The organism is Bradyrhizobium sp. USDA 4011, from assembly GCF_054063415.1.
In genome coordinates, this window is record NZ_JBSSGG010000001.1 from 5,313,903 (window position 1) to 5,338,536 (window position 24,634).

At 59.5% G+C, this 24,634-nt stretch carries 21 protein-coding genes and 1 pseudogene; 4 read left to right on the plus strand and 18 right to left on the minus strand.

What is annotated here, in order from left to right; all coding sequences use genetic code 11:
* Positions 1 to 227 precede the first annotated feature (227 nt).
* The 7 genes and pseudogenes from ACVW1C_RS24870 to ACVW1C_RS24900 all read right to left on the minus strand — a co-directional run bounded on the left by ACVW1C_RS24870 (position 228) and on the right by ACVW1C_RS24900 (position 5,645).
* On the minus strand, positions 228 to 1,253 hold the full coding sequence (locus ACVW1C_RS24870) for an ATP-dependent DNA ligase (protein WP_456760658.1): 1,026 nt from the start codon (positions 1,251 to 1,253) through the stop codon (positions 228 to 230).
* A 394-nt stretch (positions 1,254 to 1,647) separates the two neighbouring features.
* Complete coding sequence (locus tag ACVW1C_RS24875; protein ID WP_456760659.1) at positions 1,648 to 1,845, minus strand: hypothetical protein; 198 nt, start codon at positions 1,843 to 1,845, stop codon at positions 1,648 to 1,650.
* 48 nt (positions 1,846 to 1,893) lie between these two features.
* Complete coding sequence (locus ACVW1C_RS24880) at positions 1,894 to 2,097, minus strand: hypothetical protein (protein WP_456760660.1); 204 nt, start codon at positions 2,095 to 2,097, stop codon at positions 1,894 to 1,896.
* 784 nt (positions 2,098 to 2,881) lie between these two features.
* The gene (locus tag ACVW1C_RS24885; RefSeq protein WP_456760661.1) at positions 2,882 to 3,229 is read right to left on the minus strand and encodes a hypothetical protein; all 348 of its coding nucleotides are present in this window, start codon (positions 3,227 to 3,229) and stop codon (positions 2,882 to 2,884) included.
* Positions 3,230 to 3,618: 389 nt separating this feature from the next.
* Complete coding sequence (locus tag ACVW1C_RS24890; RefSeq protein WP_456760662.1) at positions 3,619 to 3,813, minus strand: hypothetical protein; 195 nt, start codon at positions 3,811 to 3,813, stop codon at positions 3,619 to 3,621.
* 165 nt (positions 3,814 to 3,978) lie between these two features.
* A pseudogene (locus ACVW1C_RS24895) lies at positions 3,979 to 5,062 on the minus strand (IS5 family transposase).
* 76 nt (positions 5,063 to 5,138) lie between these two features.
* On the minus strand, positions 5,139 to 5,645 hold the full coding sequence (locus tag ACVW1C_RS24900) for a hypothetical protein (protein ID WP_456760663.1): 507 nt from the start codon (positions 5,643 to 5,645) through the stop codon (positions 5,139 to 5,141).
* A 312-nt stretch (positions 5,646 to 5,957) separates the two neighbouring features.
* Here ACVW1C_RS24900 and ACVW1C_RS24905 point away from each other — a divergent pair, with 312 nt between their 5' ends.
* Together ACVW1C_RS24905 and ACVW1C_RS24910 are read left to right on the plus strand one after the other, a co-directional pair.
* The gene (locus tag ACVW1C_RS24905) at positions 5,958 to 6,107 is read left to right on the plus strand and encodes a hypothetical protein (protein ID WP_456760664.1); all 150 of its coding nucleotides are present in this window, start codon (positions 5,958 to 5,960) and stop codon (positions 6,105 to 6,107) included.
* A 4-nt stretch (positions 6,108 to 6,111) separates the two neighbouring features.
* Entirely contained in the window at positions 6,112 to 7,047 is a 936-nt protein-coding gene (locus ACVW1C_RS24910; RefSeq protein WP_456760665.1) for a M91 family zinc metallopeptidase, read from the plus strand.
* Between the two features lie 259 nt (positions 7,048 to 7,306).
* On the opposite strand, the gene ACVW1C_RS24915 is transcribed toward ACVW1C_RS24910, so the two are convergent.
* The gene (locus ACVW1C_RS24915; protein ID WP_456760666.1) at positions 7,307 to 8,689 is read right to left on the minus strand and encodes a hypothetical protein; all 1,383 of its coding nucleotides are present in this window, start codon (positions 8,687 to 8,689) and stop codon (positions 7,307 to 7,309) included.
* A gap of 39 nt (positions 8,690 to 8,728) precedes the next feature.
* Positions 8,729 to 9,607, minus strand: a complete 879-nt coding sequence (locus tag ACVW1C_RS24920; RefSeq protein ID WP_456760667.1) for a hypothetical protein — start codon at positions 9,605 to 9,607, stop codon at positions 8,729 to 8,731.
* A 150-nt stretch (positions 9,608 to 9,757) separates the two neighbouring features.
* On the opposite strand from ACVW1C_RS24920, the gene ACVW1C_RS24925 reads away from it, so the two are divergent.
* A complete protein-coding gene (locus ACVW1C_RS24925) occupies positions 9,758 to 10,360 on the plus strand; it encodes a hypothetical protein (RefSeq protein WP_456760668.1) in 603 nt (200 codons plus the stop codon).
* 83 nt (positions 10,361 to 10,443) lie between these two features.
* Here the strand turns inward: ACVW1C_RS24925 and ACVW1C_RS24930 are convergent, their stop codons facing one another.
* The 9 genes from ACVW1C_RS24930 to ACVW1C_RS24970 form a co-directional block, all read right to left on the minus strand.
* On the minus strand, positions 10,444 to 12,030 hold the full coding sequence (locus tag ACVW1C_RS24930) for a methyltransferase regulatory domain-containing protein (protein ID WP_456760669.1): 1,587 nt from the start codon (positions 12,028 to 12,030) through the stop codon (positions 10,444 to 10,446).
* Between the two features lie 5 nt (positions 12,031 to 12,035).
* On the minus strand, positions 12,036 to 14,672 hold the full coding sequence (tssH, locus tag ACVW1C_RS24935) for a type VI secretion system ATPase TssH (RefSeq protein ID WP_456760670.1): 2,637 nt from the start codon (positions 14,670 to 14,672) through the stop codon (positions 12,036 to 12,038).
* Between the two features lie 99 nt (positions 14,673 to 14,771).
* Positions 14,772 to 15,836: a type VI secretion system baseplate subunit TssG gene (gene tssG, locus ACVW1C_RS24940; protein WP_456763164.1), complete on the minus strand. Its 1,065-nt coding sequence runs from the start codon at positions 15,834 to 15,836 to the stop codon at positions 14,772 to 14,774.
* A complete protein-coding gene (tssF, locus tag ACVW1C_RS24945) occupies positions 15,800 to 17,767 on the minus strand; it encodes a type VI secretion system baseplate subunit TssF (protein WP_456760671.1) in 1,968 nt (655 codons plus the stop codon). Before tssF ends, tssG begins: the two co-directional genes overlap by 37 nt.
* Before the next feature lies 1 nt (position 17,768).
* The gene (tssE, locus tag ACVW1C_RS24950; RefSeq protein WP_456760672.1) at positions 17,769 to 18,317 is read right to left on the minus strand and encodes a type VI secretion system baseplate subunit TssE; all 549 of its coding nucleotides are present in this window, start codon (positions 18,315 to 18,317) and stop codon (positions 17,769 to 17,771) included.
* Positions 18,318 to 18,384: 67 nt separating this feature from the next.
* Positions 18,385 to 18,870: an Hcp family type VI secretion system effector gene (locus ACVW1C_RS24955; protein ID WP_163153143.1), complete on the minus strand. Its 486-nt coding sequence runs from the start codon at positions 18,868 to 18,870 to the stop codon at positions 18,385 to 18,387.
* A 52-nt stretch (positions 18,871 to 18,922) separates the two neighbouring features.
* Entirely contained in the window at positions 18,923 to 20,425 is a 1,503-nt protein-coding gene (gene tssC / locus ACVW1C_RS24960) for a type VI secretion system contractile sheath large subunit (protein ID WP_456760673.1), read from the minus strand.
* 17 nt (positions 20,426 to 20,442) lie between these two features.
* A complete protein-coding gene (gene tssB / locus ACVW1C_RS24965; RefSeq protein ID WP_456760674.1) occupies positions 20,443 to 20,970 on the minus strand; it encodes a type VI secretion system contractile sheath small subunit in 528 nt (175 codons plus the stop codon).
* Positions 20,971 to 21,096: 126 nt separating this feature from the next.
* Positions 21,097 to 22,410 carry a type VI secretion system protein TssA gene (locus ACVW1C_RS24970; protein ID WP_456760675.1) on the minus strand — a complete coding sequence of 438 codons (1,314 nt, stop codon included), beginning with the start codon at positions 22,408 to 22,410 and terminating at the stop codon, positions 21,097 to 21,099.
* A gap of 354 nt (positions 22,411 to 22,764) precedes the next feature.
* Here ACVW1C_RS24970 and ACVW1C_RS24975 point away from each other — a divergent pair, with 354 nt between their 5' ends.
* Positions 22,765 to 24,633 (plus strand): type VI secretion system Vgr family protein, encoded by a 1,869-nt coding sequence (locus ACVW1C_RS24975; RefSeq protein ID WP_456760676.1) that lies wholly within the window; start codon positions 22,765 to 22,767, stop codon positions 24,631 to 24,633.
* Position 24,634: the final 1 nt, after the last annotated feature.

Consider the following 24,634-nt stretch of genomic DNA (forward strand, 5'->3'; position numbering starts at 1 on the left):
CAGCAGGCGCAACGCGCAAAGCAAGCCGGCCAGCAGCGCGGAAGTTCGTCGGGCAATCCGGGCAACTTCGCCAATGACCGCGAAAAGCCAGCGAAGCCGGGTGTAAGGGCGGATAATCTTGAAAACTTCCAATTGTGAATGAGGCAAGGCCGTGACGTCGCCACAATGTCCCGGCCACGACATCTATGAAAAGCGCCCGCGACCATCGCCGTCCACGTCAGCCTTTCTCAAGCGCCGCTAACAGTTTTCAAAGGCCGCCTGGTTGCCGCTTGCCGAAGTTGATCCAGGCGGCACTGCGACGGCTTCTTATCGGGACGCCATCGGATGATCTTCGTGCCGTGCCGAAAACGGTCGCCCGATACGTGATCGTAGGACACTTCGACGACGTAAGTCGGTCGAACGGCTTTCCATTCGCGGGATCGCTTTGTCGTCCACCGGCTTGGGCCGCCGGGCGTCGTGCCGGTGAAGCTCTGCGGCGTTACAATTTTCTCCAGCCGGTCGGTGAGAGCCGGTCGATCCGACGATCGGATGCCGGAGGTGAAGCCGACATGGTGCAAAAGGCCGTCCTTGCTATAAAGTCCGAGCAATAAGGAGCCGGCCACTTTACGATTGGCCAGCTTCTTCTCGGCGTAACGAAACCCTCCGACAACGCAATCGGCCGACCGAAGGAGCTTGATTTTCTGCATACCATCCCTGGCGCCGGCTCGATAGGGAAGATCAAGGCGTTTGGCGACGACGCCATCATGATCTTCATTCACGGTATTGAGCCAGGCCTTGGCATCCGCATAGTTGCGGCTTGCCGGTGATAGACGAATGATGCCGCCTGGCTCGAAAGTGTGTCGCGAAAGTTTTTCAAGAGCGGCACGACGCTTCATAAGCGAAAGCACCGCAAGGTCTCTCGTGCCCGATTGCAGCAGGTCAAAAACCATGAAGGTCGCGGGCGTCTCCTCGGCAAGGCGCTTAACCCGGCTCGCGGCCGGGTGGATGCGCTGGAGCAACGCGTCGAATGAATACCCGGCCTCAAGCTCGATGATCAATTCGCCATCCAGCGTGAGCGTTTTCTGCGATAAGGTCGCCGCGGCCGCAGCAATCTCCGGGAAGTAGCGAACAAGGTCGCGGCCACCTTTGGATTGCATGCGAATTCGGCTGCCCTCGCGGATCAAAAGACAACGGAATCCGTCCCACTTTGGCTCATATTGCCACTCTGCTCCGCGCGGCAATTGAGCGACGGATTCGGCTTCCATCAGATTCATACTCGATTTGACCTCCGAAGCGAGCTGAACGACGGTGCAACTCATGCGGACCAGCAAAGTCCCCAAGGCAGTATCTAAATCTGCCCAGAAGCGTTCCTTATCGGTATTTTCTGCAAGGACTATCAGTGCTCCCACAATGTCCAGATGGACGCGTCGCGATGGCCGGACGAAATGCGTTTGTCCGATCTAAAGCCGCGGTTCACCTGCACAGTGTCTCGCAAGCGAGGCTCGATCATTCGTTCGGTAGACGCGCCGCCAAGAATGGGGACCGGCGGGTTAATGGAAGTAGGTCAATCCTCCCGTGACGATCGCTAGGACGAAAGCCAAAGCGGCAGCTCCGATTATCCAAGGCATGTCATGGCGTTCTCTAGGAATCATCGACAATTGCCTTCTGTTAGGGGTGGAGAAGCGAAAGCAGCCGTTGGCGGTTCTGCTCCCGGTCAAGCTGATTTTTACGCATCACATCGAACTCGGCTCGAACCTTGGTAGTGTCTTCGTTCGACCTCTTCAATTCAACTAGACGGGCCTCAAGCTCTGCGAGCCGCCTTTCGCCTTCGACCATATCGAGCTCGATCTGTCTCAGCTCGTCCATGATCGCGTCTTTGTACATCGGGTTACGAGTCGCGCGCTGCTGGGTTTCCTAATGCGCCTTTCCGGTCGGCTCGCGGCTCTTGGCCTCTCGAGCCAAGCGCTCGGCCTTTAGCCTTTCACGATTCTCGTGGAATGCCTTTTGCGCTTTTGCGTAATCGTTCAAAGCTTCTTTCGCTTCCGCCTGCCTGAATACCTTGCGGGCTTCTCTTTCGACGCCTGCCGGTGCGGTCCTCCGTTCTCGAAAGTCGACCATTGCTGAACCTCCTCTGCGGGCTCAATAATGGTCAACGCATAGAGCTGGCTTTTGATCCTATTGGCTGGACCAGCAGCGGAAGAAGAAAGTTGAGCGGGGCTTGCGGCGCCATGGCATGTGCCCATGATCGCCCCAATCGAGCGCTGAGAGAAGCCGCTAGCGATCGCGACGGCTGACGGCGTGCTCAACAAGCGATCGGGTCAAGGCTGGAATTAAACGCCATCATGCGGCGGCGTCGACGCTCGCAATGACACTGCGCATGTCGCAGGCTAGTTGGCGGTAGTGCGCCCCCAAGCGCAAGTAGAGCTCTCGCCTGCTTCCATCCGCCTCCCGGCCAGCGATCAAATCGCATTCCGCGGCGAGACTCTGAAATCGTTCCAGCTTGGCAAGCAGAGTAGTCATAGGGGTCCCCTGAACGCTTACTGAGGGACCAACCACGCTACACCTTTGGATTAGTTCTCGATGAACATCGTTATCAAGCAGAACTATTTTTGTTGTCGGGACCGGAACGACTCCTTTCGCCCAGCGCATAGTCCGTTTCCGCCATAGCCCTTCGGCCACCGAAGGTGTGCAGACTTTGAGCCATTTTGCATCACCTTCCTAGGTCCAGAGCCAATGCCCCCTGCACGCGTATTAAGCGGGAGCCGCTGTGCTGATGATTCGCTGTTCAAGCGCGGCAATGGTCTTCTTGATATTGTTTCGCCGCTCGGCCAGCGAGCGTCGCGCCCGGTGCTCGGCTCGTGGTTGACCAATGCTTCAAACGGGATGAGCTACCGTCTCACCGCTAATAGCAAGTATATTCATGCTGGCTGGCTGTTGCGACGCAATAGCCATAACTGGCTCGGTACGGGTAGCCGTAGCCATAGGGGTAACCATAGCCGTAGCCGTAGTCGGAGGGGTAGGGGTAGCCGTAAGGGTAACCGTAGGCACCGGCCAAGCCGAGACCTATCCCAAGTCCAAGAGCGGCTGCTCCAAACCCGCTTCCGCGCCAGCCGCCGCCGCCACCAAAGCCGCCGTGGAAACCGCCGCCATGAAAGCCGCCGCCGAAGCCTCCGCGTGCAGAAGCAGCAGTCGGTGCCAACGCGCCCACGGCCATCACCGCGATTAATGTGATCAGGGTTTTCCTAAGCATCGGACTCTCCCAGCTCTTAGAAAATCGCCCGATTTGGAAACACCTCACGTCCGGTTTGGTTGCGGACTATCTTGGCTCGCTGGCCGCTTCGTCCCGGACTTTGGCCCGGCGCCGGCTTCACCGAAGTCGCAGACGCGGGCAAATTGCAGCTCGCGCTGCATGAGAAACGGGATGAGCGCCACGGATCCGCTGACCTCGACGCCACCAGTGGCTCCGTTGACTGGGCTAGGTAGGACAGCACAGTCCCCTCGCTGGGCCGTTTCTTTTTCGGGAACGAGGGGCGACCAGCGCGCTTATATGGTATCGCACTGATGAGGAGTGGGATGCCCATGAGCCTCAGCGCTCTCCCCGGGCCCGGTCTTTGTGCTGCATGGTCGACCGATCTTCTGTCAGGCAAACAGGTCCGCGCCAGCCTGAAGCATCCGCTCGAACGTCCCGCTCTCATGGTGCTCAAGCCAGGCCTGGCCGATCGCGTACTGCCTGGCAGGCCAATATGTCGGCATCCCGTCGAGCATCGGCAGCACGCTCGGCCAGATGCCTGACCGTCGACCCGAAATGATGTAGTCGCGAGACTTGGATCCCATTCCCAATGATCGCGCCGATCCGCGAGGGTGGGAAAGCCACTAGCAGTCTGCTGAAAAACCTTGAAATGGAGAGCTTTCTTGTTGTTGCGGCCGTTGTTGGGTCGGCGCGGTGGAGTTGGTTATAGTTTTCCAGGCTGGTGTTGGGTGTACCCTGACGCGGGGTGGCTAGGCGGCAAGCAGTTTGGGAATGCGGATCAGGTTATAGGCGATCAGATTGAGCAGGAAATCGGCGGCGACGCGGCCGATGCCACGATGTTTGGTCTTGCGCATGGTGCCGTGCTGCTTGCCCCATCCGAAGATGCACTCGACCATCGCCCGGCGTGATTGCGACATGCCATATCCCGGATGCCGCGTGGTTCGTTCGTCGATGGCGCTGTTGCGGGTCTTGCCGGTTTTGGTGACGGCCTGGTTCTGCGTCACATGCGGCGTCACGCCGATGGCGCGAAGATTGGCAACATGATCGACGGTATCGTACGCCTTGTCCTCACCGGCGGTGATACGGCGGCCTGCGGCTTTGCGTCGCCCTCAGCATGGTCTCCGAAGCCCGGCGTTCGGCGGTGCCATCGGCATGTGTGACCCTGCCGGCCACCGCCAGCCCATGCCGATTCTCCATGGTGACGTGGCCCATATAGCAAAGCTTGGCCTCCCGTCCGGCCGCCTTGCGATAAAGCCTGCTGTCCGGATCGCTGGTGCTCGCATGGGTGTCGTTCTTGCGCTTCTGGCCGTGGAAGTTGGCGCCGTCCTCATCGTCGCCGCTGCCGTCCTTGGGGCGAAAGCTCTTCTGTGAAGCCCAGGCTTCGATCAGCGTTCCATCCACCGAGAAGTGCTCGTCCGACAGCAGCGGTTTGACCTGCGGATGGTTCAGAAGCCTGGTCATGAACTTCGTGAACACATCGCCGTTCTGCAGCCGCTCCCGGTTCTTGGTGAAGGTGGTCGGGTCCCACACCGGATCGTCCGGCGACAGTCCCACGAACCAGCGGTACAAAAGATTGTAGTCCAGTTGCTCCATCAACTGGCGTTCCGAGCGGATGCCGTAGAACACCTGCAGCAGCAAGGCGCTCAACAATTGCTCTGGAGGGATCGAAGGGCGTCCCTCGCTGGCGTAGAGCCTCCCAAGGCTGCGGTTCAAATCACTCAAAACGTCCCGGACAAGTTCCCGAACCTGCCGCAGCGGATGGTTCGCTGGCACACGCTTATCCGGCGCAATGTACGAAAACAGGCCGCCCTGATCCGTAAACCTGCCGCGCATCATCATCTCCACCGAATCGAGATGATAAAGTGAATCATCAAGCCCCCTCCGTGGCGAGGAGTTCTTCAGCAGACTGCTAGAGCTTGATTCCTTCCATCGATTTTTTCAGCTCATCGGCCGATTGTTTGGCGAAAGCGCCGCCTTGCACGCTGACCCACGTCTCTGGCCACGCCTTCTTAATTCTTGAGATCGTGTGCCCGCCCAGTTTCGGGGGTGGGACCGTGCCGCTGCTATCGATGACTAGTGTCCCTATGAAAACGTCATCGCTGCTATGTGCGCAATTCGAGAGTCCAATGCAATGGACGAGTTCATGCACAAGGATATGGAGCCGCATTGCCTGGCCAGCGTCAGCGCGGCCGACTTTCGGAGTTGCAGGCACTCGCAGCTTCACTGAATTCATCGAAGGGCCACTACGCGAGTCGACGACGGTCTGTATGGCGCTGCCATGGAGGCCTGAACCCGGATACGTTTCGGCCACGATTAGGCTGCCAGCTGCACCGTCAGCTTTTCTGAACGCAAGATAGACGCCGTTCTGCTTGAGAAGCTCGTTGATCGTCGTGATCGCTGTGTCGAGATCATTCACCCAAACGCTTGGGGTGAAGCTCGGCCCAGGGAATATCTTTAGCTCACCCGTGCGCCGGACCCGTTCGGGCCAAGGCGTAATCTCCGGTTCCGTACACGCCACGATGCGGCCCCCGTAGAAGGTCGATACAACGTCCTTAAGATCTATGTCTCGCCCTTGTTCAAATCGGTTCAACCCGGCGTGGAACCGCTTCGCTACCTATCACGGTCGTGTGTTCGTGAGCGGACGAACCGTTGGTATCTGGTTTGCGACTATTCAGCGTAGTTCTCGGCGGACCATCGCGTTGTCGAATGCACAATATGGAGAGTTGCCATGGCCGACGACGTTGATCTTACGGAGCTAGATTACGATTTCTTAGGTTTTACCTTTCAGCAGAACGAGCAGTATAAGAAGTTCAACAATTATATCGAGAAGCACGCATCGCCTCTCGATGCTTTCCATATTGCAATGGGATCTAGGTGATCCCGTGGTTGATGAAGGACTGCCGAACGGCATTCTCATAGCCTTCCGAAGCATGGGATCGTGGATGGTGGTGAACCATGAGAGTGCCGACGCCCATGCCGGCAAATTCGATTCGCTGAAGCAGAAATACTTGGCGGCCAAGAACAGCTACAGGCGTCAGATTGTCGGTCTCCTGAAACAAATACAAAGCCACCCGACTGGCCGGGCCTTGCTTGACGAATTCGGCACTAGCAAACCATCGTTCGCGAGAATTCGCCCATATAACCTGAGTGACGCCAACGCACTGACGGTGGCCGACGACCTTGATCAACAGAAATATATTATTGCCCGTGGTGCCCGCCTAAGTTCCGATCCAAAGAAAAAGGAACTGTTCAAAGTCGTCGGGAAAGGCGGAGGCGCAAATTGTGATGTCTTATTTTCGCCCGAGAAAGCAGAGCTTCTTCGAAAGAAATTCAAGAAGGCTCACCATGGCCATGCTCCCGCGATGGCAACCGACGAGGTGCTGTACCACGAACTCGTTCACGCCTCACGAATGATAGGCGGCGTGATGAACTTTGCCCCAGCAGACCATTGGTACCAGGATTCTGAAGAGTATCTCGCAGTCATTTTGACGAACATATACGTATCCGATAAAGGCGGGCCTCCGCTTTTCAGAGCGTTTTATGGGCCGACCGAAGGCCCGTATAAAGGCAAAGATCCTGCGCCCGATGATGCGTTATGGGAAGCGGCCGTCTTCCTTGACAATCCGCAGAACACATCTCCATCGCCCGTGCAGATAATCGAGCGGTTCAGGCTCAGCCAGCCCGACCTGTACTGGAGGCTCGCCCATCTCCCACCCATGGGAGGGTTGGTAAGGAAGTACAATTGGATTTACTGGTACGACCAGGTCCGGATCAAAGGACGGCTGCGGCCGCGCAGGCCGATGGTTGGTCGACCGTGAAAAAGTTCCTATTGAAGCCGCAATGTCACCGCTCTCTAGGCCACAACGTTGACGGCGAGTTCATGGCCGAGTGATCCCGGCAAGACTGATTCCAACATGAACGGGCCATCGGCTCGTCACGCGGGCCGGAAGCTGTCGACCAAGGCTGCCGATCCGCAGGCCTGACGCCGCGCTACGCGGCGAATCCGATGTGACCTGTAGAGGTTGGGACGATTGAGGGAATCGTTCTCGGTAGATGACGAACACCAGCGAGCGCCGCTTACGCCTTGGCAGCAACGTAGCCGTAATAATTCATCAGAAAATCCGCAAGGGGCAGGGGCTTCAGAGCCCCGCCTTTGCTGGGATGCGGGATCGCGTAGTCTCCCTTGCCCCAAGTGAAGATCGTTGTTGTCACGTTTCCGTTCGACACTTGAATCTTATCGCGCAAGACGACCCAGTGCCGAGTGAGCACAGAGCCTTCGTCAGACTGGTCGTCATATTCGATCATGTTGGCGCTTATGAAAAGGCATACGCGGTATCCGCCGGCGAGCAGGGCGTTGGCTTCCATGACGTTGTCGATGCCCTTGCTGAATTTCAGATTGGTCTCCTCGCGCACGTCCTGGTATCCAGCCTTGCGGAACCATTGCTCCATTTCGCTCGGCACGGTGATTCCAGCGACATCGCTTATTCTGCCCGTGTCGTCAAAATCGAGGAACCAATTTTCGGAGTCGCGGATGGAGGCGCATGTCAGCCAATCGACGTGGTCCAGCGAGTAGGGCGGCCTGTAGTTCTTCACGTCCTTTCCCGGCTTGATCAGCAGCCGGCCGAGGCTCGCTTGCCCCTTCTGATACAGGTCGATGGCGAACCGCGCATACTGCCCAGGCTTGTCGGACGCGTAGCTGAACATCAGCGCAGAAGGTCCGCACAGGCTTGCCTGATCCTGATCGATGAGGCTCGGCTTCGCAATGCGCCTGAGAATGCCTATCCCGACGCGGTGCGGGTCGAGCTTCGGAAAGAACGTAGTCCTCGTGTTTTTAAGGAAATCGCAGACCATCTCTGCGGCGAGCTTCTTTTGATCCGAATTGAGGTCGTACGGTCCCACCCCGAGCCACTTCTTCTTTTCGTCACCGACGAAGAGCGTGATGAGCTTTTTTGAAGTCGGCGACAGCGTTCTGGAGGTGCTCGCAATGGTCATCAGGTCGTCCAGCTCGAATGCAGTGACCGTGCCGTCAGCGACGGTCGCCCTGATGATGTCAACCACTTCCGCGTAATCTAGCTTTGAATCGTCGATCAACCCCTTGCGAAGCGCGGCATCGACGGATGGGGTCGTGATTCCATCCCATTGGCCTTTTGGAGAGGGAGGCTTTGCAGCCGCCTTCGTCGAGAGGTCAACGAGCCTGCTGAAAGTTGGCCCGCCAGGTCGAATGTAGCCGTCAGGCGTGCCCGGGAAGTTCTTTTGCTGGAAATACAGGATGGAGGTGTAGAGGCTGTCGCTGGCATGACCTGTCACGACCAATTGCGGCTTGAGCGTGTTCTCCGCACCCCCGTCGGAAATGGCGATCTTGTTGAGCAGCGAGATGACCAACTCCTGGTCTTGCTTCCAGTTCTGGCAGCTGCGACCCGTTGTCGCAAACCGACCGACCTTGTCTTTCAACTGTGGCATATCGCCTCCCAGATACGGACCGCGGAACTACGGTCCGCGTCAGCGCGAGCCTCTCGGCTTGGAGCCGAGCAAATCGTGCGTCCCACTGACGCTCAACGTTCCCGAGCACTCGAAGCCCCCGAAAATTCCGCAGGACCCGGTGACGGTGACGCGCAGATCCTTGCGCTGATATAGGTCGACCGATATGCCAAATCGCGAAAAGTCATTGGCGCTGTTCGGCAGAATCAGGTCGATGTGATCGATTGCCCAGCGCGGCAAGTGGGGGTTGCTCTTCCAGAACAGCTCATTGACGGCGTGATGGCCGAAATTCGGTCCGACCGTGAGGGCGCCGTCCGCTCCCTCGAACACGAAGCCCGTCTCGTCGATGTGAACGTTGACGCGGTCGGGCGCTACCGCGAAATGTAGCGACGTGATGTCTTGCGGCTGCGGGTCCTTGCCGAACTGCGCACTATAGTCGTCGCTCCATTGCCCTCGGCCGCGTCCAAGGCCGAAGCCGTGCCGGCCCGGAAGGTCTCGCGTCGAGAGCGGCCGGTCGGATAGCTTTGGGCGCCAGATCTCCCTAAATCCCTTGCCGATCGTGGCTGCCATCGACAGATCGAGCGCCCAGTGCGACGGTTTCTCCGGGCTTTTCCCTTCGGCGAAGGCGTCGAATCCATCCGACGTCTTGGCAATCCGAAGCACCTTGATCAGGTCTTCCCAATCCTTCGGCAGGAACGTGACGCCGTCGAGCGTGTTCGTCGCGGCCGCTACGCCGTACTTCTCCAATTGACGTCGGATATAGGCCTTTTCGTCGTAGAGGCGGACATTGGGATTCGGCCCCGCGAAATATTTCGACAGATCGATCTGTGGCCGAAGCATGGTTAGCCGCGCGGCGATCTTCCGGTAAGTGTCGGTCGTGGTCGGGTCGGTGGTCGTCACGGGGCCGTCCTCAGAGCCAAAGCCTGTCTCCGATTGGTCTGGCCCGAACGCGGTCGGGTTCAACTGAACCTCCCGACCGGAGAGGCCGACCACTATTCGTGGAGCAGTGACAAGGACGATCCGATGTCGCTTCGGAGCAGGGTGCTAGATGTGCTGAACGGCCCGGCGGTCGCGCGCATGCGCTTCCGGTTTCCGATCCGTGGTAGCCACGTGACGATTGCACCGCAAACTTTCCATCACGTCGCACGCGCGATCCGGTTGGGACAGATCCACGTCAGGGTTCCGACGGACCTCGCGGTAGGTGTTGCGGCGCAATATAACGATGTCGCGCGAACGCGAGCGGACGGTACCGTCGTCGCGGCGAATACGCTGGAGGTGGTGTCGGCAACGGGGCGGATGGACGAAGCCTATATCGTCCATGAGGCCTTGCATGCGGCTTACGATCTGCTGCGCACCGGCCTTGACGCCAATGCGGAGGAGGCGTCCGCCTATGTCTGTACTGCGCTTTATTGCCGCATGACAGGTCTACCGCGCCCCCGCTGGGCGAACGGCCCGATCTACGCCAATGCCGCCGAGGTCGCCCGAACGCTGCTGTCGCAATATCAGAAGGGTGATCCCGGCATTCCGTGGGTCGGCGAACATGAATGGCGGATGCTGCGCGCCGGTGTGGGCCTTAATTCGGTCTATGCTAGCGGACCTGGCGGCATTCTCACCGGATGGCTCCTCGGCCAACAATACACCCACGACGGCTGATGGGACGGGACCGCGTCCGCTCAACAAACCAGCGGCCCTGCTCGCTGCCGCGAGTTCCTTACCGAGGTAGACGTCGTTGAGCGTCAGGCCACCAGCAAACCCAGCTTTCCAACCGTCGCCAGCGAACGGTCAACGCTGTCTCGGGTCGAGAGCAGCAACGGCTGGGCGGCCTGCCCGGCCTCATCCACTTGTTTGACCTGGATGGTTGGTCCGAAGAGTTCAGTCATTTCGGCCGTAATTTGCTCGATCGTCCGAGAGCCGTCGAGTAACTGCAGGAAGTGCCGCGTCCTGTCGTCGTCCAATTGCACCGTCTGGTGGAGCAGATTGGTGACCAGCTGGCCGGTCTGCGCCTGTTTGCGGGCGAGCAGGCTCGCATGGGGCCGATCCGTGACTTCTGTCACGAGAAAGGGCGGTGATTTCAGAAAGGAGACCTCTCCGCTGCGAGCCAGGATATAGAGCGCTTCCGTCAATTTTCGTTGGTCGTCGCCTGTTTGCCGGCCCGCCAGCAGCGCTCGGGCGCGATGTAGCAGCTCGGTGAACGAGAGTGCGCGCGGCCAGGCCCGGCCAAGACAAAGATGTGCAGCCTTCAGGAGCGGATCGGTCACCGTGATTCGGCTCCCGTCCTGATTTTCAAACTCCATCTCGGAATCGTCGGTCAAGCAGGCGTCGGGTCGACGTGGGCTGGAGGTGCTTAGCAGATAGAACCTGGTGACGAAGTCGAGATCGACCCGGCGGTCAAGAGAGATGTCCTCGTGGCAGAGCAACGTACGCCGAAAGCCGTTGCCGTCAATGAAGTCCTGATACTGATCGCGCGCCATGAACTCGCTTTCGGGAAAGCGCTGCAGCGTGGCGCGGACCTCTTCGGTATAACCGGCAAGATTGCGTCGCGAGAAATCGGCGTCGCTCAGATATTGTAGGCCGTGTCGGTCGGCATCTTCGACGACTTCGTGCAAAAGGAAGGCTGTCGCGCCCTGATCGAGATCGTCGTGAAAAAGCAATTCGTCCGGAGCATTGAGGACGCGGTTGCACTGATCGCGCATGACCGCACCGTGCACTGAGCTGGACTTCGATCCTTCGCTGAGAAACTTCACGATGGCGCGAGCTTGTCCAACTTTCTCTTTCATCCCGGTGATGCTCCGGGTGTGGTAGCGCATCATGTCGCGGACCATGTCGCGAAGATGCGAGAACGGGTGCGCGTTATAGCTGACGTAACAGAGCCCCTGTGGTGCCAAATTCTGCTTGAAGATAGCCATCATCTTCTCACGCACGATCGGCGGTACCCATGAATACACGCCATGGGCGATGATGTAGTCGAACTGTCCGAAGGCAGCGTCGACATCCATGATGTCGCAATGCAGAAGCTCGATGTTGCTCAGGCCCAATGCGGCGATGTTTCGCCGCCCACGCTCGATCGTCACACCGCTCAGGTCAATCCCGATGAATTCGCTGTCCGGATATTGGAATGCCATCGGCAACAGATTGCCGCCAACGCCGCAGCCGAGCTCCAGGACCCGGCAGTGCCCGACTGGAGCCGGCCGCATGCCGTAGACGGTCGCAATCGTTGCCAGATGGTTCGGGTGAGTGAGCCCGTAGACATGCCCGGGATAATACACCTCATCGTATGGTGTGGCACCGGTGGCCGGCTGGCGGTGCTCGGTCTGGATGTTCATCGCAGTCAGTTCCACGAGTAGGCAAACTTGTCGTTCACGATCGAGACGCGCGTCTGCTTGACTTCTTCCTTGGCGAGAGACTTCCTGAGGAATTCACGCGACAGTTCGGGCAACAACGTGTTGGTGATGATGTTATCGATCATCCGCCCGCCGGAGTCCGGATCGTTGCAACGGGATACGATGTGCTCGACGACCGCATCGTCATAGCCGAAGGCGGCCTTGTGATTGTCGCGGAGGCGCTGTCCGATCCGGTCGAGCTGCAATCTGACGATTCCAGCAAGCATCTCGTCTGAAAGCGGAAAATAGGGGATCGAGACAATGCGACCAAGCAACGCGGCAGGGAATACCTTCAGTAACTCTGGCCGTAGCAGTCTGGCGAGCTCTTCCGGCTCGTTGCGATACTTGGGATCGCGCGCCAATCCCATGATCAAATCAGTGCCGACGTTCGTGGTCAGAATGATCAGTGTGTTCTTGAAGTCGATTCGCCGGCCGTTGCCGTCCTCCATGACCCCCTTGTCGAACACCTGGAAGAATATCTCGTGGACGTCGGGATGGGCCTTCTCCACCTCGTCGAGCAGGATCACGCTGTAGGGCTTGCGGCGGACCGCTTCGGTGAGCCGACCGCCTTCACCATAACCGACATAGCCCGGAGGCGCGCCTTTCAACGTCGAGACCGTGTGCGCCTCCTGGAACTCCGACATGTTGATCGTGATCATGTTCTGCTCGCCGCCATAAAGGGTTTCGGCAAGCGCGAGAGCGGTTTCTGTCTTACCCACGCCGGACGGTCCGGCCAGCATGAAAACGCCAATCGGCTTGGACGGGTTGTCCAACTTGGCGCGGCTGGTCTCGATTCTTTTCGCAATCATCGTCAGCCCGTGCGATTGGCCGACCACGCGGCGATTGAGAATTTCTGGTAGCTTCAGGACCGTCTCGATTTCGTCACGCATCATTCTGCCGGTCGGAATGCCGGTCCAGTCAGACACCACAGAGGCGACCGACTGCTGGTCGACATGAGCATAGATCATCCGCTTTTCCGGATTGATGCCCTCCAGTGTCTCGAACTTGCCGCGCAACTCCAGGCGTTTCGCTGCTCGATCTTCGTCTCCGTTCTCGGAGAGGATCTCGCGAATGCTGCGAATGTCCTTGACGAGCTCCTGTTCCCTGGCCCAGTCGGCCTCAAGGCCGGTCAGCTTGTCCTTCAGCGCAGCTATGTCGCCGTCGACCTCGGCAATACGCTCGCTGTTCTCGTCCCCGAGGTCACCATCGCTGACCAGCACTGATCGTTCGGCCTCGCGAGCCGCGATAGCGACGCGAGCGTCCTCGATCAGGGCCGGCGTCGCGCTCTGGCTGATGGCTACCCTCGCCGAGGCTGTGTCCAACAGGCTGACCGCCTTGTCCGGCAGCTGTCGAGATGGAATGTAACGATGCGACAGGTTGACCGCGGTCACGATCGCGGCGTCCGAAATGCGAACGCCATGGTGCTTCTCCATCGGGCCGAGGATGCCGCGCAGCATGATGCAGCAGGTCTCGACATCCGGTTCGTCGACCTGGATCGGCTGGAAGCGTCGTGTGAGTGCGGGGTCCTTCTCGATGTACTGGCGATACTCCGCCCAGGTGGTGGCGGCGATCGTGCGCAGCGTGCCGCGGGCGAGGGGAGGTTTAAGCAGATTGGCCGCGTCACCAGTGCCGGCCGCGCCACCAGCGCCGATCAGCGTGTGAGCTTCGTCGATGAACAGAATGATGGGTGTGGGGGAATTCTGTACCTCGTCGATCACCGAGCGCAGGCGCTGCTCGAACTCGCCCTTCATCGAGGCGCCGGCCTGCATCAGGCCGATGTCGAGCGCGCAGAGCCTGACGTTGCGCAGTGGCGGCGGCACTTCGCCAGCGGCAATGCGCTGCGCAAATCCCTCGACCACGGCGGTCTTGCCGACGCCAGCTTCGCCTGTGAGAATTGGATTGTTTTGCCGCCGGCGCATCAATACGTCGATCAATTGGCGGATCTCGTCGTCTCGACCGAGGATGGGGTCCATCTGGCCCGACTTGGCCTTGGCGGTGAGATCTTGGGAGAACCGGTCGAGCGGTGTTGTTCCCTTGGGACTTGCCCGGTCCGCGCCGTCAGTGCCGGCACCGGCCAATCCGGAGCCGTCCATCGGACGCATGGTCTCTTCCTCAGAGCCTGCCCATACGGCGCGGTGCTCCGCGGCCAATGCGTCTACGTTTATCTTGGCGAATTCCGGCGAGATGTTGTTGAGCGCACGACGGATCTCATTCGATTTCAGTCCGGCGACCAGGAGATGGCCGGTGCGGATCTGTGTCTCGCCGAAGAACAGCGTGGCGTAGTGCCAGCCACGGTCGAGAATATCGATGACCGAATTGGCGACCCCCGGCATGTCGGTTTCGTTCTTGCGGAAGCCGTTTATGACGCCTGCGAGGTCCGACAGCAGCCGCGCGCGGTCGAGCTTGTAGTGATCCACCGATAGGCTGAGGTCGGTCCGCTCCTGTTGCAGGATGTGAAACAACCAGTGCGCAAGCTCGATGTTGCGGTTGCTGGCGCTTTTGGCGTGGCGCAGGGCCTGTATGAAGGCATCGTAGCCAGCGCGATTCAGCTTTCCAGTCACGGCCTCGAGGCTGATGTCGGTCACGGTGGGGCCTCCTGCTCAGTTCCCCCGGGGCGATGTCCCGCCATCGTGGAAACTAGCGCGAATTCCATGATGTTAGGACAATTGGACCGGTGCATTGGTTCAAACCGGCGGGGCATCTGTCGCGGCGCTTCGCCGGGCTCTGAGACGCTCGGCAAGGTGAAAGCGAGCATCGCGGCGATATTCCTCGGTCGAGGCCCAGTTCGGCGAAACCCAGCTGGTCCACCCAAGGCGTCCGCTCTGTCCAAGCTTCATCGGGACGACTGCTCCCGCCGGAATGGCGAGTTCCACCTCCCACTCGAGTTCGTCGCCGATATAGAAGTACACGGCGTCAGCCAGGGGCTCGGACAGGTTAGGCACTTCAGTGGGCAGGAACAGCTCGTATTGAGCGAAATCCTTCACGAAAACGCGAACCCTGATCTTGTCTTCGACACTGAACACCCGCGAGCCCAGAAGCGCGTCGTGGCCGAGCCTGGCGTGCGCCGCGCCGAGGCGGCTGCAATGGCTCGCCTCGAACGGGAGCCAGGTGCCGACAAATTCGTCGATCTCGACCCTGACGTCGAACAGCCCCTGCAGTAGCCGGGCCAGTCGTGACGCGGATTTCGCCCTTGGTGAGACCAGTCCAGCGAAGCTGAGCTTCGCCATGTCTGGTATCGTGTCTCGATTCGCAAAGATATCAGAGCCAAGGCCGGCAAAGGAGCCGACATAGGCGATAAAGCGGTCATCCGATGGCCTGTCATGCTGCGCGATCGGCCGTGCGTCCGCCCAGGCACGAAAGAACAATTGCAGAAAGCGTCCATTGAGAAGGTCGAGAAAGCGCGGAAAGGCGTCGTCTCGCATCAACTGCCAGCCGACGCTCTCGTCTGTGGTGGCCAGAGGCAGTGCGCCTTGGGGTCCGAGCAGACCGAGGAATTTGGCCAGGATTCTGAGCCTGCCATCGCGGTCGTCGACTGAGCTCAGATTGGACGCGGGAAATTCCAGATAGGGAGATTGACCGAGGTCAACAAATTCGTCGCGCCGCGCGGCACTGTCGCCGATCCGCGGCCGATCCGGGTTGGATCGCTCTAGCCGGCGGAGCGTCTGGAAGAAATCGAACCGCCAGGGCTCGGCCTTCATCTGGTCGATCAGCATTACAGCGGCCTCCTTGTGCCCATGCGGGCCGGCCAGCGCATGATCTCGCCGCGTTCCGAAGTCGATATGACCGTTTGGGTGAAGGTGTTGAAGCCCGAATAGTCGGCGAAGAAGCGTTCTAGCACAGCCCCGAGCAGGAACACGCCACTGCCTTCGAATGCCTTCTCGTCGAGTGTGACGGTGATCTCTAGGCCGCGCGCTGCGCCACTGCCGGTACGCTCACGCACCCGCCGCACCACGGGCCTGCTCTCGACGCTGCGCACGCCGCGAATCTTTCGTTCCGTAGCGTCGTCGAACTGGTCGGCGAACAATGACAGCATCTCCCGCAGTGCTCCGGCGTTCTTGCCGCCGCTGCGTTCTACGAGGCCGAGATAGTTCAAACTCAGCATGTTGATCAGGCGCCAACTGACAACACCGCTATTGGCGATTTCGCTGCGACTGCGCAACTGCGCCACCACCGGCTCGCGTGGCCTGGTGGGCCCTACTATGCACATCAGCTCGAGCGAGGTGTCATCCAGCAGGCGAAAGTCGGCTCCGCCTTGGCCGACCGGCAGATGTTCCGTGAGATGCCGGTTGGAGCACAACGCCCGGACGCTCAGTTCGGCCGCGGATCCGTCGCCGCTCAGGTCGCGGGGCTCGAGCAGCGAAAGGAACATGTCCGTCCCGGTGTAGTCGGAGGCCGTGCCATATGTCTTTTCCTCGACGGTGCGGCGCCGTGGTAGCCGACGAACTGTAAAATAAAGTCCCTCGACCGATGCGGCCGTGCGGTCGACTGCGGCGGAGTACAGCGGACGCACGTGCCGCTTGTCTTTTTCTGCGGGAAAGTGCGCGTAAACCTCCAGCACCTGGTGCGGCTCGTATTCGAGATAGCGGCTTCGGTCGGGCACCACGTGGTATTCGTGCGTATTCGATTTGACCGGGATGCGATCGGTGGTTTTCTCGAACAGGTTGATTGCCGGGGCAGTGTAGAGACTGAAAGTCTCTGCTCGGACGGAGGCCGCAAGCCGTGAGTTGTGCTCATCGAACGCGAAGACGATATCGATTGACTTGCCGCGCAACCGCGGCATCACAGCGCGAAGTCCCGTCAGATTGATGCCAAGGAACTTGCGCGGAAACACGAAATACTCCCGCAACAACTCCGAGCCGCGAAAGACCCGGTTATCGTTAGGAAACAGGGATTCGTTCTCGCCGAAGCCGACTTGTTGCACACAGTCGTTCGGGGCCCGGATGACGACCGGATCGCCGAAATCGTCGAGATAGCGAAAGTAGACATTGATGCAGTTCGAAGTCAGCTGTTCGTAGAGCGCGATAGCGTCGGATTCGGCGCCGGTCAGATAGATGGGCAATTCGCTGGTGCGGCAGCCCGCGAACCAGGTTTCCGGCTTGTTGCGAGCAGCCGCGTCTGCCGGCTCTTCGTCGAGCCGCGCTGCGGTCCGGTGGGTCAGGGAAAGCCTGAGCCCCGCAATGACCTCTCCGCCGACCGGAATCCCGAGGGCCTGCAACGCGCCCGCAGTGGCAAAATATTCGGCGCCGGTGACGTCGAAGGGCCAAAGCACTATATCGCGGCACAACCGGAATCGGCAGGCGAGGCTCCGTTCCCTTTCGCGATAGCTCGCATCGAAGTAGGCGCCCCGGGCGATTTTCCTGCCGTCGCGCAATGCCGGATCGGCATAGGTTGGCTGTGCCTTGACTAGCATGGCAGACGGAGTTGGCGCGAGATAGTTCGGAACCAGCTGTTCGAGCAAGTTTGCCGTGAACTCCGGAAATTCGTGCTTGAGCTTAAGCTGAACGCGAGCAGCAAGGAATGCGGCGCCTTCGAGCAAGCCCGAAATCATCGGATCTGAGCGATCGCGGATCAGCCCCCCGAGGCGCTCGGCGATACCAGGATATTCCTTGGCAAAGTCTTCCGCATGCTCGTACAGCAGAGACAGTTCACGGTTGTAAAAATCGAGGAACTCGCGGTTCATGCTATAGTCGATTGATCTGGATGTCGCCGCTGTCGAGGTCGACGTCCGCGACGAATTCCACGGGCACGTTGAGCGGCTCGCACTTCAGGTCGGACTGCACGACAAAGCGCAGCTTGAGCTGTTCGGGGCCTACGGAGGTGTCGCGCCGCACCCGGATGGACTTGCGATCGAGTCGCGGCTCATACGTCGTAAGCGACATGCGCAGGGCGTCGCTGAGCTCTTCGTCCGTGACCTCGTCGACCGAACGGTTTGCGATGTCGGGGAAACCATAGTTCAAAATCGAGGTGCGGACGCAGCCACGACCGGTCAGGTCGAGCGTCGATTCGAGCGCGATGGTATTAAGGAGTGTTTCAATATCATGCGAAACCTCCCGCCTTAGCAGCGTCTCCGAGATCGGGAAACGACCAGCGCTGCGCCGTCCCGCTATGACCCGCTCACCGAACTGATCGCGCAGTTCGAGTGGCTTGCGCGCATCACGCGCGTCATGAGCCGCACGAAAGGCCAGCATCAATGGCGGAGAGAGCCGGTCCTTCTTTGGCGTAACAGTCATTGACGATCTCCGTACCGCCGACGCCGATTGCCATTCTCGGCAGCCGGCGCCAGACAGGAAGCTACGATCAGGCCCATTCCTTGTTGGCCGGAACGTCCCAGCCGAAGGTCGGCGATGCGCCGGCGCCGCCCTTTTCCGTCTGGGTCTTGTAGGTCATCTTCACCTTCGCGAAGTTCAAGCTCACATTTTCGGTGAGACGATCTTCGCCATGCGATCCGCCGGTCGACACGCTGGAGACCAGGACGTGCTTCATCTCGATCTTGAGATACTCCAGCGGATTTTCACCGGCCTTGCGGACAGTCAGGATCGCGGTGTCGATGTGCTTGCCGTTGGCGCAGACCTTGAAGAGTTCAGGCGTCGCCTTATCGACGAAGTGCGTGAAGTGGAGATCCTGAACGTTGACCTTGCCGGCGCCACCGCCTGACCCGCTGTGGAAGGTGCCGCTTTGGCTCTCGCCAAACGACCAGCTCAAAATGTCGATCTCGTCCTTGTGTTTGTCGTCAAGCGACTCGCCCTTGATCGGATCGAGTTTCAAAAAGATATCGACAGCCATACTATAGCCCTTTCAAAAAACCTGGATGAGTGACGGTTGCGATAACGCGGCGTCAGGAGCTCGGGCCTGGCAGGCGCGAAACAAGGCTGAGGCCGACGTCCATCGCTTCCAGCTGAAAGTGTGGACGGAGAAAGAAGCGCGCGTTGTAGTATCCCGGGTTCTCCTCGTTTGCTATGACCTCGACTTTCGCAGCGGCCAGCGGCTTGCGCGCCTTCTGCGCCTCTGACGATAAGGCCGGATTGGCATCAACGTACTCGTTGATCCAGGTCTGCAGCCAGACCGTCAGCTCATCCTTTTCCTTCATGGACCCGATCTTGTCGCGAACCATGCATTTCAGGTAGTGCGCAAAGCGGGACACTGCGAACATGTAAGGCAGACGTGACGACAGGTTGTCGGATGCGGTTGCGTCCACACCCTTCTCGCCGAAGTATTTCTTCGGCTTGTAGAGCGACTGGGCACCGATGAAGGCGGCCTTGTCGGTGTTCTTGCGATGGATCAGCGGGATAAGGCCCGCCTTTGCAAGCTCGTGCTCGCGGCGATCGCTGATGGCGATCTCGGTGGGGCATTTCAGGTCGACGCCACCGTCATCGGTCGGGAATGTGTGCGTCGGCAGGTTGATGACCTCGCCGCCCGACTGCACACCGCGGATGCGCGTGCACCAGCCGAACTCCTTGAAGGCGCGGTTGATGTTGACTGCCATCGCATAGGCGGCGTTAATCCAGCCGTATTTGTCACCGGTGTGTCCGTCCGTCTCCTCTTCGAAGGCGAATTCTTCCACGGGCTCCGATTTGGCGCCGTAGGGGAGGCGGCCCAGCGCACGCGGCATGCAAAGGCCGAGATAGCGCGAGTCGTCCTGGTCGCGCAGTCCCTTCCATGCGGCATATTCCGGCGTGTCGAACACCTTGCCGATGTCACGAGGGTTGGACAGTTCGGTCCACGAGTCCATTCCCATCAGCGTAGGCTCGGCCCCGCTGAAGAAGGGGGCATGGGCGGCGCCCGCGATCTTGCTGAGATCGCGGAGCAACTGTACGTCGGTGGGCAGGTGGCTGAAGTAATAGTCGCCGATCAGGCAGCCGAATGGCTCGCCGCCCAGCTGGCCAAATTCGTACTCGTAGATCTGCTTAAACAGCGGGCTCTGATCCCAGCGTGCATCGGGATAGAGCCGCAGGTTCCGATACAGCTCGGACTTAGAGACGTTCATCACTCGGATCTTGAGGTTCGCGTCGGTCTCGGAATTGAAGACGAGGTAGTGCAGGCCGCGCCAGGCGCTCTCGATCGCCTGGAATTCGGGTGCGTGCAGGATCTCGTTCATCTGCGCGGTCAGCCTCTGATCGATCCGCGCGATCATTTCCTCGATGGTGTCCAGCACGTCCGACTTGATGACGCTGGTGTCCTTGAGCGCCTCTTGAACGAGCGTGGACACCGCGTTTTCGACTTCGGTTGCGGCACGTTCGGTGCGCGGTTTGAAGCTTTGCTTCAGCAAGGCAGCAAACTCGTCAGCCTCGACGGTCCCGACCTGGGTGGTGGTCTCTTTATGGGTAGCTTCTTTTACCATGGTCCCCATTCCTTCCCTTAGCTGTTGGTGTCGGATTCGGACGACTGGCTGGTCGCGCGCTCGCGCAGCGCGGCCATCAGTTGAGGATCAGCAAGGAGTTTCTTCAGCTGGTCCTCGGCGCCCACCTTGCCATCCATGTAGCGCAGCAGGTTGGCGAGCTGTTCGCGCGCTTCGAGCAGCTTGGCTGTCGCCGGCACTTGACGGGCGACCGCCACCGGCGTGAAGTCCGACATTTTATTGAAGCGCAGGTTGACGGAGATCTTTTCGTCAGACCCATCGTTGAGACGATTGGCGACACGTGTCGTCACGCCGGGCTGGATCGCCGCCATGCGGTTGTCGAAATTGTCCATGTCGAACTCGAGGAACTTGCGCTCCTCGACCTTCGCCTTCTCGACGCCGGGGTTGTTGCCCGAAAGATCGGAGAGGACGCCCATGACAAACGGCAGTTCGATCAGCCGCTCGGCATCGTACGGATCTTCGTAAGTGATGTGCACGCGCGGTGCGCGGTTTCGGCGAATGAATTTTTGACCGCTGTCGGTTGCCATTGGGTTGCCCTCTTCACAAAATCTGTGCGGAAGCCGACTTGCGCGACGCAGGCTGGGGAAGTGCCTCGGTCCTTCGTCAGCGGAGCTTCCTTCTGCTCTCTTAGTCCCGTCGAATCGAAGGCGGGTTCAATTCGATTTGTCGATCGCCTTCAGAGCGCCCTCAGGCAGGACGTCACTTAGCAGGCTGAGGAAATCTCGTTGTGCGAGTTCGCGCGCGCGATCGACCAGGAACGGGATCGGGCTGGATGGCTCCGCGGCGCGGAAGAAAGCCGCAACCCTGGTCAGTAAATCCAACGCCTGCGCTCTGTTTTCTGCTGAAATAACAGCATCTTGAGCGCTACTTTCGGCCGTGGATGGGAGCGATGTGGCGAATTCCGCCATGCGCTCGATCGGCAGGTCGAAAACTTTGTCGCGACCAATATTGATGGCGGCACTTTCGACGTGGGCGGGCATCAGCATCCGCATCACCTCGATAAACGATTTGCCGACCATGCCCTGCGCCTGCCGCACCAGCAAGAGCGCCGGGCTCGACGGTTCCTTTCGCGCGAAATAGTCGGCAGCCGCCGCCAGCGCAGCGGATGCCTGTCCCGGTGAGGTCACGGCGCCGGCCGTTTCAATGGGAAGCTGCTGGTCGTTTTGAGCAGTTTCGTCCCGGGATGGGGCAAGTGCGGCTGGATCGCGAGCGGTCACGAGTGCCGCGAGCCAGTTGGCCATGCCGTTCGCGACACCCGCAAGCCTGTCGAGGCTGATGGGTTGCCCCGAGTTCAACTTTTCGCGCCAAACCGATTTGATGTCGGCAATCTCGGCCGCGACCGCGGAACAGCGAGCGCTCACCGCTTTGAGGGTTTCGAGATCGGTCTCGGCGACAATGCGCTCGATGGTTGCGAGATCGGGCATGTCGACGTCGGCGTCGGCGGCGGGAATTTCGCCCTTGGCAATCTGATAGGCACGGTAGTTGAGGCTGCCGTGCCTGCGATTTTCGATCAGGGGAAGGAATTGGAGCGGGTTGATCACCGTCGGAAACACGTCAATCGCCTCGACGGTGACGGCCCGAAAAGCATAGTCGCCGTCCTCGCCCCTCGGGTGAACCGCTTCCCATTGTTCACGAAGCAGCAGGGTGGTCGCCTTCAGGCAGCTGAGAAAGCCGTCGAGATCGCGGTTCAGGATAGAGAACTTGGCGAGCAGCGTGGTCAGGCGCAGATCGCGGGTGCGTGCCATGAGCGGCTGCGCAGCGGCGAACTGGCCGGCAATGTCGATGGCCTTTGGGTCGAAGCGTCCGCGCTCTCCGTTGGCGTTGACGACCTCGAAATACGACATCGGAAGCAGCGATTCCGCACCTGCGAAGAAGTTCAGGTACTGGACATCCCCGGCCGCGTCCAGGTCAGGCCCGCAGGGATCGTCTGGGGCTATGGGTTGGGTCAGAGATGTGACATCGAGCATGCGAAGATGGTCCGTGTGCGAGGCCCTGGCCCCCTTTTGCCAAGTCCGTCACAAGTGGCGGACCAGGCGAGGATCATGATCCGATTGTCTGTTAGGTCAGATCAACGATGACCTTGGTTCATTCCCGGCGGCCACGACCGTTTCGCGTGAACCAACAAGCTCTTGGAGCCGACTACATGAGTGCCAGGATAGTTCAATCGGGCGCGTGCTTTGGCGCGTCAAGAGAGGGCGACACCGGGCGGATTTGTCGGTCATCCTGCCGATGGCTGGCTCGGATTTCAGTTGTTTCGTGCTTGACGACCTGATGCGCCGGTTGCGCGGACCGTTCGGCCAGCGAAGGAGTTTAACGCCCACATGGGCCAGCTTACCCAGGATACCCGCCTTTGCGAGCTCAAGACCCCCCTTGGCAAGGACGTTCTGGTTTTTGTCAGGTTCGAGGCCTCTGAAGGTCTGAGTGAACTGTTCGAATATCGTATCGAGGGCCTCAGCGAGGACGCCGATCTCGACTTTGATCGCGCGATCGGCCAGCAGTGCACGCTCACCATCAAATTGCACGGGAAGGAGCGCGAGTTCAGCGGCATTCTCACGGAAGCGCAGTGGCTCGGGGTCAAGAACGACTATTTCAGCTACCGGATCGTGCTGAGACCCTGGTTATGGCTGCTGTCGCGCACCACCGATTGCAGGATTTTTCAGGACAAGAAGGCGCCCGACATCATCAAGGAGGTTTTCAACGAGCGCGGCTTCACGGATTATGAGTCCAAGCTTACTGAAGAGGGCTCCTGTCCAAAGCTCGAGTACTGCGTTCAGTATCGCGAGACCGATCTGGATTTCGTATGCCGGCTGATGGAGCAGCACGGCATCTACTACTTCTTCAAGCATGAGGGTGGCAAGCATACGCTGGTGCTGGCTGACTCCAAGTCTTCGCACAGCCCAATCAACGGTCTCGCAAAGATCCCCTATGTCCCGCTGACCGGATCCGACCGCCGCGAGGAGCAGCATATTTATGAATGGGTTTCCGAGCGTCGGTTTCGCACCGGCAAGTTCGAGCTCAACGACTACAACTACCAGAAACCCAACGCGCAGATGATCAGCGACGCCAAGGGCTCCGAGCACTACACGCGATCCGAGATGGAGTTCTACGACTATCCCGGCAAGTTCAAGGAGAAATCCGACGGCGAGCGATACGCCAAGATCCAGCTCCAGGCCGAGCAGGCGATGGATCGGCGCCGTCGCGGCAACGGCGACGCAGTCAACCTGTTCCCCGGCGGACTAACCAAGCTCGAGAAGCACTCGAAAGACTCGCAGAACGTTGAATATCTCGTCGTACGAGCAGCTCACTCGTTTTCCATCGAATCCTACCGCACTGGGGGGCCCGGCGACGGCGGACAGCACGTCTACTTCGGCAGCTATGAATTTCTGCCAAGCGATCGGCCGTTTCGATCTCCCATGATGACGCCGAAGCCGAGGATCAATGGTATCCAGACGGCCAAGGTCGTCACCAAGGACGACAATTCGAGCGAGGAGATCGACGTCGAGTCGTTGGGCGAAATCTATGTTCGCTTCTTCTGGGATCGAAAGAAGAAGCGGTCGTGCCGGTTGCGCGTGGCCCAGGTCTGGTCCGGCAAGCGCTGGGGCGGTCAGATCATCCCGCGCGTCGGGCAGGAAGTCGTCGTGGAATTCCTGGAAGGAGACCCCGACCGGCCCTTGGTGATCGGCACGGTGTATAATGATGAATACAAGCTGCCCTACGATTTGCCGTCCAAGAAGACGATCGCGGGATTGAAGTCCGACTCGACCAAGGGAGGGGGCGGTTACAACGAATGGAACTTTGAGGACAAGAAAGGATCCGAGAAGATCACCCTGCACGCCGAAAAGGACTACGACGTGACGGTCCGTGACACCGAGACCAGGACCATCGGTGAAGCAGCGTTCGGCGGCGATACCCGCAAGACCACGCTCAAGAACGGCAATGACAAGCTTGATATCGAATTAGGTGGTCAGCACATCAAGCTGGCGATGGATCAGTCCGTCAATGCGGGGCTGAGCATCACCCTCACGGCCAATGTCAACATCACCCTCCAAGTTGGTCCCAGCCAGATCATCATGTCCCCCGCCGGAATCGTCATCAACGCACCGACCATCACCATGACCGCGCAGGCCGCCATGGCGCTCGCGGCCGGCGGCCCGTTGGTTGCCCACGGCACACCAACCATTGTCGGCTGAC